Origin of the sequence: Maricaulis virginensis (assembly GCF_027922185.1) — a bacterium.
Classification (GTDB): Bacteria; Pseudomonadota; Alphaproteobacteria; order Caulobacterales; family Maricaulaceae; genus Maricaulis; species Maricaulis virginensis.
In genome coordinates this window covers 200,406-212,534 of record NZ_BSFE01000001.1, presented here as the reverse complement: position 1 = coordinate 212,534, position 12,129 = coordinate 200,406, and the positions used below count along the sequence as shown (strand labels likewise).

General features: G+C 66.3%; 10 protein-coding genes. 8 read left to right on the top strand and 2 right to left on the bottom strand.

The features are described from left to right. The first annotated feature begins 34 nt into the window (after positions 1-34). From PKE71_RS01015 to PKE71_RS01000, 4 genes are read left to right on the top strand one after another with little or no spacing between them, the layout of a single operon-like run. Entirely contained in the window at positions 35-391 is a 357-nt protein-coding gene (locus PKE71_RS01015; RefSeq protein WP_271185092.1) for a rhodanese-like domain-containing protein, read from the top strand. A 19-nt stretch (positions 392-410) separates the two neighbouring features. Continuing rightward, positions 411-1,394 carry an efflux RND transporter periplasmic adaptor subunit gene (locus PKE71_RS01010; RefSeq protein WP_271185091.1) on the top strand — a complete coding sequence of 328 codons (984 nt, stop codon included), beginning with the start codon at positions 411-413 and terminating at the stop codon, positions 1,392-1,394. Further along, positions 1,391-4,678: an efflux RND transporter permease subunit gene (locus tag PKE71_RS01005; protein WP_271185090.1), complete on the top strand. Its 3,288-nt coding sequence runs from the start codon at positions 1,391-1,393 to the stop codon at positions 4,676-4,678. Before PKE71_RS01010 ends, PKE71_RS01005 begins: the two co-directional genes overlap by 4 nt. After that, complete coding sequence (locus PKE71_RS01000; protein WP_271185089.1) at positions 4,675-4,878, top strand: YgaP family membrane protein; 204 nt, start codon at positions 4,675-4,677, stop codon at positions 4,876-4,878. Before PKE71_RS01005 ends, PKE71_RS01000 begins: the two co-directional genes overlap by 4 nt. Before the next feature lie 156 nt (positions 4,879-5,034). On the opposite strand, the gene PKE71_RS00995 is transcribed toward PKE71_RS01000, so the two are convergent. After that, complete coding sequence (locus PKE71_RS00995; protein ID WP_271185088.1) at positions 5,035-5,487, bottom strand: YcgN family cysteine cluster protein; 453 nt, start codon at positions 5,485-5,487, stop codon at positions 5,035-5,037. 86 nt (positions 5,488-5,573) lie between these two features. On the opposite strand from PKE71_RS00995, the gene PKE71_RS00990 reads away from it, so the two are divergent. After that, on the top strand, positions 5,574-7,544 hold the full coding sequence (locus tag PKE71_RS00990) for a transglycosylase domain-containing protein (RefSeq protein ID WP_271185087.1): 1,971 nt from the start codon (positions 5,574-5,576) through the stop codon (positions 7,542-7,544). Here the strand turns inward: PKE71_RS00990 and PKE71_RS00985 are convergent. Continuing rightward, entirely contained in the window at positions 7,478-8,314 is an 837-nt protein-coding gene (locus PKE71_RS00985; RefSeq protein ID WP_271185086.1) for an ion transporter, read from the bottom strand. The two genes, PKE71_RS00990 and PKE71_RS00985, sit on opposite strands and share 67 nt — an antisense overlap. Positions 8,315-8,521: 207 nt before the next feature. Here PKE71_RS00985 and PKE71_RS00980 point away from each other — a divergent pair, with 207 nt between their 5' ends. From PKE71_RS00980 to PKE71_RS00970, 3 genes are all read left to right on the top strand, one after another. Further along, positions 8,522-10,504: a putative bifunctional diguanylate cyclase/phosphodiesterase gene (locus tag PKE71_RS00980; RefSeq protein WP_271185085.1), complete on the top strand. Its 1,983-nt coding sequence runs from the start codon at positions 8,522-8,524 to the stop codon at positions 10,502-10,504. Beyond that, positions 10,504-10,896, top strand: coding sequence for a PAN domain-containing protein (locus PKE71_RS00975; RefSeq protein ID WP_271185084.1), 393 nt, complete (start codon positions 10,504-10,506; stop codon positions 10,894-10,896). Before PKE71_RS00980 ends, PKE71_RS00975 begins: the two co-directional genes overlap by 1 nt. 150 nt (positions 10,897-11,046) lie before the next feature. Next, the gene (locus PKE71_RS00970; RefSeq protein WP_271185083.1) at positions 11,047-12,129 is read left to right on the top strand and encodes a DUF2336 domain-containing protein; all 1,083 of its coding nucleotides are present in this window, start codon (positions 11,047-11,049) and stop codon (positions 12,127-12,129) included.

Here is a 12,129-nt window from a genome sequence, read left to right as displayed (position 1 = left end):
TGACCCCGCCACCCGATGCAAGGAAGACCCCGTCATGAGCCTTCGCGAACTCGACCCGAAAGACGTCTACAAGGCCCTGCAGGACAACAAGGCCGTGCTGATCGATGTGCGCGAGCCGCGCGAATACGCGGCCGAACGCCTGCACGGCGCCTCGCTGCATCCGCTCTCGACCTTCGACCCGCAATCCCTGCCGCTCGACAAATCCCGCGAGGTGATCCTGCACTGCGGTTCCGGCAAGCGCTCGATGGACGCGCTGCAGCGCTGCCAGAAGGCGGCCGTGCCGATTACCGCCCATGTGAAGGGTGGCCTCCTGGCCTGGAAGACGGCCGGCCTGCCGACCATCACCATCGATCCGGCCACCGGCGCCGTTATCGATCCCCAGAGCCGCTGAACCGGAAAGGCCTGACGCCATGCTGAAAGCCGGCCTCCTCGCGACCGCCCTTCTTGCGGTTACCGCCCCCGGCGCCCTCGCCCAGCCGGGCGAGCGCTTCACCGTCACCCAGACGCAGATTGCCGACCGCAAGGCCGTGTTCGCCACGGTCGAGAGCATCGACACCGTGGCCGCCCGCGCCCGCATCTCCGGCACGATCGGCGAGCTGCGCGTCGATGAGGGCGATGCCGTGGCGGCCGGCGATGTGCTAGCCGTGGTGGTGGACGACCGGCTGGCGCCGCAGATCGGCGCCGTCAACGCCACCGCCTCGGCGCTGCAGGCCCAGCTGGACCAGGCCCGCATCGACCTGACCCGCGCGCAGGACCTGTTCGACCGCGGCATCTTCCCCCAGGCCCGCCTGGATCAGGCCCAGACGCAGGTCGACGTGCTGGAAGGCCAGCTCGCCTCGGCCCGCCAGGAACGCGCCGTCCTGGTGCAGCAATCGCGCGAAGGCGATGTGCTCGCCCCGGCCAGCGGCCGCGTGCTGGAGGTCCCGGTAACCGCCGGTTCGGTCGTGCTGCAGGGCGAACAGGTCGCCACCATCGCGTCGGAACTCTACCTTCTGCGCCTGCGCCTGCCGGAACGTCATGCCCGCACGATTTCCGAAGGCGATACGGTGACCGTCGACGCGGCTGCCCTGACCGGCGATGTCGCGCCGACCGGCCGCATCCGCCAGGTCTATCCGCGCATCGAGGACGGCCGCGTCATCGCCGACGCCGTCGTCGAGGGGCTGGGCAATTACTTTGTCGGCGAACGCGTGCGCGTGCATGTCGAGGTCGATGCGCGCGATGCCGTGATCGTGCCGGAAGCCTTCCTGATCAACCGCTATGGCGTCGACTATGTCCGCCTGCGCGAGGCCGATGGCCATGTCGTGGACATTGTCGTCCAGCGCGGCCGCGAAACCGCGGACGGTGTTGAAATTCTCGGCGGCATCGCCGCCGGCGACGTGCTGGTGCAGCCATGAAGCTGGGGCTTTCCGGACACCTGGCGAAGGGCTTTATCCGCTCGCCGCTGACGCCGCTCATCCTGCTGGCCTCGCTGGCCATGGGCCTGATCGCCCTGATGGTGATCCCGCGCGAGGAAGAGCCGCAGATTTCCGTGCCGATGGTGGACGTGATGGTCGCCGCGCCGGGCCTGCGCGCACCGGACGCGGTGGAACTCGTCACCGAACCGCTCGAGACGATCATCCGATCGATCGAGAATGTCGAACACGTCTATTCCCAGACCGAAGACGACCAGGTGATGGTCACCGCGCGCTTCGATGTCGGCACCGATGCCGACGACGCGATCCTGCGCGTGCACGAGCGGATCAACGCCAATCTCGACCGCATCCCCCACGGCATCAATCCGCCGCTGATCGTCGGCCGCGGCATTGACGATGTCGCCATTGTCGCGCTGACCCTGTCGCCCGCGCCCGCCGTGGCCGGGCACTGGGACGACAATGCCCTTTACAATATCGCCGAGGAATTGCGCGCCGCGCTGATGTCGGTCGACGATGTCGGCCTGACCTATATCACCGGTGGCCGCGCCGACCAGATCCGTGTCGAACCGGATCCGGAACGCCTGTCGCAATACGGCGTCACCCTGCAACAGCTCGCCGGCCGCATCGCCGAGGCCAACCGCGCCTTCCCCGCCGGCCAGGTGAGCGGCAATGACACCACGCGCTTCGTCACCGCCGGCCAGACACTGCAGGGCGTGCCCGATATCGGCCTTCTCCTGCTCACCGCGCGCGACGGACGCCCGGTCTATGTGCGCGATGTGGCAGATGTCATTGTCGGTGCCGAGCCGGCCGGTGCCCGCGCCTGGATGTTCACCCGCGAGGGGAGCGACGGCAGTCATGGCGAGGATGCGCACGGCTCCACCGCCAGCTGGCAGCGCACGCCCGCCGTCACCCTGGCCCTGGCCAAGCGCGAGGGCGCCAATGCGGTCGTCGTCTCCGAACACATACTGGAACGCCTCGACCTGCTGCGCGGCAGCCTGATCCCCGAGGGCGTCGAGGTCACCGTCACCCGCAATTACGGCGAGACCGCCAACGAGAAGGCCAACGAGCTGCTCTTCCACCTCGGTCTGGCCACCGTCTCCATCGTGCTGCTGGTCACGTTCGTGATCGGCTGGCGCGAAGGCCTGGTCGTGCTGGTCGTCATCCCGACCACCATTTTGATGACGCTGTTTGCCTCCAACCTGATGGGCTACACGATCAACCGCGTCTCGCTGTTCGCGCTGATCTTCTCCATCGGCATCCTGGTCGACGACGCCATCGTGGTGATCGAGAATATCGCCCGCCACTGGGCGATGAAGGACGGGCGGCCGCGCATCACCGCTGCCGTCGAGGCCGTGGCCGAAGTGGGCAATCCCACCATCGTCGCCACCCTCACCGTGGTCGCAGCCCTCCTGCCGATGCTGTTCGTGTCCGGCCTGATGGGGCCCTACATGGCGCCGATCCCGGTCAATGCCTCGGCCGCGATGATCTTCTCTTTCTTTGTCGCCATGGTGCTCACGCCCTGGCTGATGATGATGATCGCCGGCCGCCGCAAATCCGATGTCTCCGGCCATGCCGAAGGCCATGAGGGCATTCTCGGCCGGCTCTACCGCCGCGTCGCCACACCCATTGTCGCCGGACGCAAGCCCGCCTGGACCCTGCTCCTGACGGTGGGCGTGCTCACCCTGGTCTCCATGTCCGCCTTCTACTTCAAGGGCGTGACGGTGAAACTCCTGCCCTTCGACAACAAGTCGGAATTCCAGGTCATCATCGACCTGCCCGAAGGCGCCACGCTGGAACGCACCGACCGGGTGCTCACCGAAGCCGCCGGCCGGCTGGCCGCAATCCCGGAAGCCGTGTCGATCCAGGCCCATGCCGGCACGTCGGCGCCGTTCAATTTCAACGGCCTGGTGCGCCACTACTATCTCAGGAACCGGCCGGAACAGGGCGATCTGCAGGTCAATCTCCTGCCCAAGCATCATCGCGACCGCGCCTCGCACGAGATCGCGCTTGAAGCCCGCGAACTGCTGGCCGGGATGGATTTGCCCGAGGGCACCTCCGTCCAGGTCGCGGAAATCCCGCCGGGACCGCCCGTGCTGGCAACCCTGCTGGCGGAGATCTACGGTCCCGACGCGGAAACCCGCCGCGCTGTCGCCCGCGAGGTCCGCGCGGCCTTCGAGAGCGTGCCCTGGGTCGTCGACGTCAATGACGGGTTCGGCGAACCGCGGCCGCGCCTGCGCATCGCCATCGACCAGGACAGCCTGGAATATTTCCACGTCCAGCAATCGGATGTCTACGACACGGTCGCTGCCCTGATCGGCGGCACCACGGTGGGCTATTCCCATCGCGGGGAAGGCCGCAATCCGGTCGAGATCGCCGTGGAACTGCCGCGCAGCGACCGCAGCTGGACCGAGCGTCTCGCCTCCACCCCCGTGCCCGCCAACACCCTTCCCGGCGACCGCACCGTGGTGGAGCTGGGCGACGTGGTCTCGATCACCGAGGAGGACGGCTCCTACCCGATCTTCCGCCGCGACGGGCGCTATGCCGAAATGGTGATGGCGGAGCTCGCCGGCGATTTCGAGGCACCGATCTACGGCATGTTCGCCGTCCAGGACGCCCTCGCGGAACGGGATTGGAGCGAGGATATCCCCGCCCCCCGGATCCGGATGTACGGTCAGCCGCCGGGCGATGAAGAGGTCACCCTGCTGTGGGATGGCGAGTGGGAAATCACCTATGTCACCTTCCGCGACATGGGTGCGGCCTTCATGGTGGCGCTATTGGGCATCTATGTGCTGGTTGTGGCGCAGTTCGGGTCGTTCCGCGTGCCGCTGATCATCCTCACCCCGATCCCGCTGACCTTCATCGGAATCATCTTCGGGCACTGGGTTTTCGGCGCCGCCTTCACCGCCACCTCGATGATCGGTTTCATCGCTCTCGCCGGCATTATCGTGCGAAACTCGATCCTGCTGGTCGATTTCATCCGCCACGGCGCCGAGGAGGGCGAGCCCCTGCGCGAGACCCTGCTGCGGGCCGGCGCGATCCGCTTCAAGCCGATCCTCCTGACCGCCATCGCCGCCATGATCGGCGCCTCGGTCATTCTGGGCGATCCGATCTTCCAGGGCCTGGCGATCTCGCTCCTGTTCGGGCTTGCCTCGTCCACCCTTCTTACCGTGCTGGTGATCCCGGCGATCTACGTCGTCTTCAAGGACGGCGATGCGCCCTACCGGCCGGCCCTTTCCGAAGTCTCTCATGAAGGAGAAACATCATGACCCTCGGACGTGCCGTCATGCTCTTCGCCGGCTGCATGACCCTTCTCTCGGCGATCCTCGCCTGGCAGGTCAGTGAATGGTGGCTGCTGCTCACCGCCTTCGTCGGCCTCAACCAGATCCAGACCAGCTTCACCGGCTTCTGCCCGGCCGCCATGGTCTTCAAGGCCCTCGGCGCCAAGGACAAGGCGGTGTTCAGCTGACTTGAAAAGGACTCGCCCCGCTTTGCCGGGGGAGCTGTCCGCGTAGCGGACTGAGGGGGCGGCGCGAAAGCGCCGCAGAGCGCGGCAGCGCGCACTTACCCCCATCGCCTTGCTACGCTCGGCACTTCCCCCGCCTCGGCGGGGGAAGCCTGAGCCTCAATCACCCTCCCCCGGCCATTCGACGATGTGTTCTTCCCAGTCGGGGTCGCCGTCGAAATCATCCTCGCTGACCACCTGACCGGCGACGCTCATCCCGGCCTTGGCGGTGGAGTGCGGGTCGCCGGTGACGAGCGGATGCCAGTCGAAAAGATCCTTGCCCTCGGCGATCAGCCGGTAGGCGCAGGTTTTCGGGATCCAGGGCAGGGTGCGGATATTGTCAGGCGTCAGCACGACACAGTCGGGCACTTGGGTGTGCCGGTGCGAATAATTGCGGCAGCCGCCATTCTCGCAGTCGAAAAGCGTGCAGGCGACATCGGTCTCCAGACGCAGCCCGGTATCCTCGTCCTCCAGCTTCACCAGACAGCACTTTCCGCAATGGTCGCAGAGCGATTCCCATTCGGCACGGGACATCTGGTCCAGAGATTTCATTTTCCAGAAAGGCTGAGGCATGGTCCCGCCTGAATTCCGCCGCTATTGATAGGCTTTAGACAGGGCGAGCCTAACACGCAGCCAGGCATTCGGGGTTGGCAAAAAGCATGTACCAGGAGCCGTTTCGCGCGGATCACATGATGGAACGCGACCGGCGCGAACAGCGCCGCCGCCTGATCGTGGGCGGATCGCTGGCGCTGATCGCCGTGATGCTTGTCTCCTTTGCCTTCGCCGGCTGGCACTGGGCCTTTCACGACCTGCCGCCCGCGCCGCAGACAGCCGCCGAGCTGTGGAATGTCCGCCGCGAACCGGCCGTCACCCTGACCGATCGTGAAGGCCGGGTGCTCGCTGTCCGCGGTCCGCTCTACGCCCGCGCCGTCGCGCTGGAGAGCCTGCCCGAGCACGTCCCCCAGGCCTTCCTCGCTATCGAGGACCAGCGTTTTTACCGGCACACCGGGGTGGACTTCCGCGGCGTCGCCCGGGCGCTGTGGCGGAATTTCCGCGCAGGTGCCACCGTCGAGGGCGGCTCGACCATCACCATGCAGCTGGTGAAGAACCTGATGCTCTCGCCCGACCGCGAGCTGCGCCGCAAGATCCAGGAAATGCGGCTGGCCCGCGCACTGGAACGCCAGCTGTCCAAGACCGAAATCCTCGAGCTTTACCTCAACCGCATCTATCTGGGCGCCCGTGCCTACGGCATCGAGGCCGCCGCCGAACGCTATTTCGACAAGTCCGCCACCGAGCTCACCCTGGCCGAAGCCGCCCTCTTGGCCGCCCTGCCCAAGGCGCCGAGCCGGCTCGACCCGACCATCAATCTCGACGCTGCCCGCGCCCGCGCTGCCCAGGTGCTCGCCGCGATGGAGGAAGCCGGCTACATCACCGCAACCGAACATGCCGAAGCGCTCGCGGAACCGGCCGAACCCGTCGCCGACACCTCCGATCCCAACGCCACGTCCAACTGGGGCCACGCCTTCGACATGGCGCTCACCGAGGCCCAGCGCCTGGTGCCCGGCGATATCCCCGACCTGATCATCCGCACCACGCTGGATCCGGCCCTCGCCCGCGCTGCCAACGAGACCGTGGAACGCGTCCTCTCCGAACAGGGCGAAGCTGCCCATGCCGGCGAAGCCGCCATCGTGCTGCTGGCACCGGACGGGGCGATCCGCGCCTTTGCCGGCGGGCGGGATTATCGCGACAGCCAGTTCAACCGCGCCGTCCAGGCCCGGCGCCAGCCCGGCTCGGCCTTCAAACCCATCGTCTTCGCGGCCGCGCTGGAAGCGGGATACGACCCGTCCTCGGCGGTGTGGGACGAACCGGTCGATCTGGAAGGCTGGACGCCGCAGAACTTCTCCGGCTCCTATCGCGGCCTCGTCACCCTGCAGGAAGCCCTCAAGCGCTCGATCAACACCGTCGCCGTACAGGTCGCCGACGAAGTGGGCATTGGCCGCATCGTGGAAATGGGCCACCGGCTGGGCATCCGCTCCGACCTGCCCGAACTGCCCGCCATCGCGCTCGGCGCCGCGGAAGTGAACCTGGTCGAGCTGACCGCGGCCTACTCAGTTTTCGCCAATGACGGCGAGCGTCGCGAGCCCTACTTCATCCTCTCGATCACGAACTCTCGCGGCGACGTGTTGTACGAGCATCGCGATCCCGGCGCCGAACGGGCGCTGGAAACGGAAACGGCCCGGGCCATGTCGACCATGCTGCAGGATGTGGTGATGACCGGCACCGGCCGCCGTGCGGCCCTGCCAGGCCGGGCCTCGGCGGGAAAGACCGGCACCAGCCAGTCCTTCCGCGATGCCTGGTTCATCGGCTATACCGCCGACTACACGGCCGGTGTCTGGGTCGGCAATGACGATGACAGCCCGATGGAAAATGTCACGGGCGGCGGCCTGCCCGCCCAGATCTGGCGCGACTTCATGGTGCAGGTGCACGAAGGCCTGCCGGCCCGTGCCCTGAGTGCTCCGGCGCCGCGCACGCGGTCGGAGCGCGAAGAACGCCTGGCGGCTTTCTATTCCGACTTGTCGGCCGCGTTTTCCGAACTGCTCGAGGACGGTGCCTCGCCCAGCGAGCGCTGAACCACCGCGGTGAGGGCCGCAATCTCGGCGCGCAAGCCGGCGATCTCGGTGTGCAGGACTTCCCGGTCGGCATCGGCCTCGGCATCGCGGGCCTCTTCGTCGTCGAAATGCTTGGACTGCAGGCTGTCCACGATGATGGCGATGAACAGGTTCAGCACCGCGAAACTGGTCAGCACGATAAAGACGACAAAGAAGATCCAGGCCCAGGGATGGGTTTCCATCACCGGAATGGCGACGTCGGACGCCCAGCCTTCCAGCGTCATCACCTGGAACAGGGCGAAGGCGCTGTCGCCCAGCGTGCCGAAGCGTTCCGGCACGGCCTCGCCATAAAGCTTGGTCGCCATCACGGCGGAGACGTAGAACATCAGGCCCAGCACCGCGATCACGGCCCCCATGCCCGGGATGGCATTGAGCAGGGCTTCCACGACCTTGCGCAGATCCGGCATCACCGAGAACAGGCGGAAGGCCCGCACGATCCGCAGCGCCCGCAGGACGGAGAAGCTGCCGGCCGCCGGGATGACGGACACCGTGATCACGAACAGGTCGAACCAGTTCCAGCCCGACAGGAAGAAGCGGTGGCGGTAGGCGATCAGCTTGAGCGCGATCTCGACGACGAATACGCCGACGATGATGCGGTCCAGCATCGGCAACCAGGTGGTGAACCAGTCGCCTTCATAGGGGTAGGTTTCCAGCCCCAGCGTGATCGCGTTGATCACGATCAGCGTCATGATGAAGTTGCGGAAATGCGAACTCTCGACGAAAGCCTTCACCCTGTATCCCCTCCGGTGCGCTCCGGGCCGGTCCCCCGACCCCGAGCGCCTGCTCCTAGCTCCACAAGGCCTGAAATTCAATCGGTGTAAGCGATGCGGAAAGCATCGGTGGAAAAATCGCGGACCGTTCAAATTTTAAACGACAACTTATCCGCGATTTAACGACACATGTTGCATAAGGCGATCGAACGAGGAGCGGACCCGCCCATGAGGCCCGAAGCGTACAGTCAACAAGCGCCGGAGAGCGGCAGCGAGGGATCCGGTCCGCCCGTGCGGAATGACGAGATCACCATCGCTTACCAGCCGATCCTGCGCGGTGCCGCCACGGCGGTGCTGTGCTATTTCCTGTTCGACCTCGTCAGCCGCATCTTCTTTCCCGGCGAAGCCCATCTGGGGATCATGCTGGCATCGGTCGGCATCGCGACGATCCTCGCGCAACTGGTCCGGCAATATCTGCGACAGCCCCGCTCGGCCTCCCAGCTCGAGGTCTGCGGCGCGATCCTGTGCCTGTCGATGCTGTTCAATTCGAACCTGCAGCAGAACCTGCATTTCGAGGCGGAGAACCTGGCCTATACGGTACTGATGATGCCGATCTGCGCCGCCATCCTGCCGCGCCGCCGTACCATCGCGCTGGCCGTGCTGATTTCCTTTGCCAATCTGATGTGGCTGGTCTGGCGAAACATACCGGCCGCGCTGCCGGACTATGCCTGGGTCGGCGTATCGGGTATTGCCGCCGGCGTCGCGATCGCCGCGATCATCCGCACCGCCGTCCTGCGCTCGGTCAAGGCGCGGCTGGATGCGATCCACGATCGCGAGATCGCCGAGGAGCTGGCGCGCGAGGCGCGTCACCTGGCCGAATGCGATGCCCTGACCGGCCTGCCGAACCGGCGCAGCTTCTTCCTGGCGCTCAATGAACGGGTCGAACGCCTGCGCACGCACGGCGAGCCCTTCCTGCTCGGCCTGGTCGACCTGGACGGGTTCAAGCCGGTCAACGATACCTATGGGCATGCGGCCGGCGACGAAATGCTGCAGACCGTGGCCAGACGGCTGATCGACGTGACCGGCGATCACGCCTTGCCTGCCCGCCTGGGCGGGGACGAGTTCGCCCTCCTGACACCAGCCGATCCGAAAACCGCCGAGGCCGCACTCACGCTGGGCCAGCGGGTCGAGGCGAAACTGTCCCAGCCCTATCGCCTGGGTCAGTATACCTGCAAGGGGTCGGGTTCCGTCGGCCTCCTGATCTGCGACGATCCGGAGTTGAGCGCGCACGATCTGATGGAGCGCGCCGACCATGCGCTCTATTTCGCCAAGCGGGCCCTGCAGGGCAAGGCGGTGCTGTTCAACGCCGCTCTGGAACAGGAGATGGCGAACTCCAGCCAGGTCGACAAGGCGCTGCGCCGTTGTGACTATGACAGCGAATTCCAGCTGCATTTCCAGCCGCAGTTCGATCTCGTGAAAGGACGCATCATCGGCTTCGAGGCGCTGGCCCGCTGGAACTCGCCCGAACTGGGCGCCGTCACCCCGGACATCTTCATTCCGGCCGCCGAACGGGCCGGCCTGATCCGGCCGCTGACCCAGGTTCTGCTCGGCAAGGCCCTCACCGCCATGGCCAGCTGGCCGGACGAGATCACGCTCGCCTTCAACCTGTCGACCCACGACCTGATGTCGCCCCATGCCGTGGAGAGCGCGCTCGCCACTGTCCGCAACAGCGGTATCGAACCATCGCGCATCGAGTTCGAGATCACCGAAACGGCGATGATGAGCGACTTCAACCAGGCGCGCCGGGCAATCGACCAGATCAGCGAGGCCGGACACCGTGTATCGCTGGACGATTTCGGGATCGGCTATTCCTCGCTGCAATACCTGCAGCTCCTGCCGGTCAGCAAGTTGAAGATCGACCATTCCTTCGTGCGCAACATCCTGGAGGATACCGCCGCCTTCAAGATCGTGCGCACCCTGCTTTCCCTGTCCCGCACGCTGGGTCTGGGTTGCGTTGTGGAAGGCGTGGAGACCGAAGCGCAGATGCACATCCTGCGTACGATGGGCGCCCGCCATATCCAGGGCTATCTGATCGGCGCCCCCATGCCGGCCGCCTCCATCCCGTCGGCGCTGAACCAGACCTATGATTTCAATCCCGTCCGCGGCCGGCCCGGGCCGGCAGACGCCATACGGCAGGCCAGCGTACAGTGATGCGCCCCGCGATCCTGCTGCGAACGGCCGCCCTGCTCGCGCTTGTCCTCGCGGCCGGCCCGGCGAGTGCAGACGACGTCATGGACGGCTGGGCGCGCCGCGGCGCGATCTATGCCTCCATCACGATGGATGACGGCACGCCCGCCGGCTGTTCGGCCCTGTGCAGTCGCGATGGAAACTGCCAGTCCTGGGTCTGGACGGTCGCCGGGCTGGACGGTCCGGACACGCAATGCGCCCTGCTCTCTGCCGCGCCGACCCCGTTCCGCGCGCCTGGGCGGGTGACCGGCCTGTCAGCCGATCTGGTCCAACGGATCGAGGCCGCAGCCGAACGGCCGCCGAGCCCGCGCGAAATCGACGCGCTGCAGTCGATGCAGCATGGTGAGCATGACTAGGCGATATCGCGCGGCGCCCGCCTGCGGACCGGCGGATCCTGTGCTCACGCAAATAAAAAACGCACGATACCTGACAATTTGCACGCCCCGGCTGACGCTTTGTTTACCCGCGTGGGGGAAGCTGAGATCCCTGATCGGTGGGAGTGGGCAATGGCCGTCGTCAGCAAGCTGAACAATCTGGTAGAACTGGCCAGGGAGAAGTCCTCGGAGCGCCGGAGGACCCTGCTGCGTGAAGTCACGGATCTCTTCTTCGAGGAGACGCCGGACAGCGGCAGCGCCACCTCGCGCAAGTTCGACGAACTGCTGTCCTCGCTGGCCGAACAGACCGCTCAGGATGCGCGTGAGGAACTGTCCCAGCGCTTTGCCGACGCACCCCAGGCCCCGCGCGGCCTGGTCCTGCAACTGGCGCAGGATGCGATCGAAGTGGCAGCCCCGATGCTGGCCCGCTCCAGAGTGCTCACCGACGAAGACCTGCTCTCCATCGCCGAAACCGCCGAACAGGGCCATCTCAAGGCCATGTCGCGCCGCGAGGAGGTTTGCGAGCGTCTGTCCGATACGATCGTGCGCCGCGGCGATGACGAGACCGTCGCCCAGCTGATCCGCAATGACGGCGCCCGCCTGTCGCGCGAAACCTTCGAGACCGTCACCGAACGCGCCGAGAGCTCACCGGTCCTGCAGGGGCCGCTGGTCGAGCGCGGCGACACGCCCAACGATCTCCTGGCGGACCTGATGCTGACCGTCGGCAACAGCCTGCGTGAGCGGATCATGGAACGGTTCGACGCGGTCGATCCGGCTGTGCTCGAGCATGCCATGGCCGCCTCGAAGGCACGGCTTGCCCAGCGCATGGCAGAGGATCGCGACATCGCAGCTGCGCAGAAATTCGTGCAGACCATGGCGCTGCGCAAACAGCTGACCGGCAATCTGCTCGCGCGCCTCCTGCGCGAACGCGAATACTCGAAATTCTATGCTGCCTTTGCCGAAATGACCGGGGTCGACTACGTCGCCGCCCGCCGGGCCATCAAGCAGGAATCGATCGATCCGCTGGCGCTGATCTGCAAGTCCGCCGGCTTCGACAAGGCGCTCTTCGTGACGCTCGCCGTGCTGCGCCACGCCGCCGGCGAGGATGCCTTCCGGGATGCCCGCGAGCTGGGCCAGCTCTACGACGCGATCAGCGCCGACGACGCTGCCCGGGCCATGCGCTTCTGGCGCATGCGCAAGAATATGGCAGCCTGA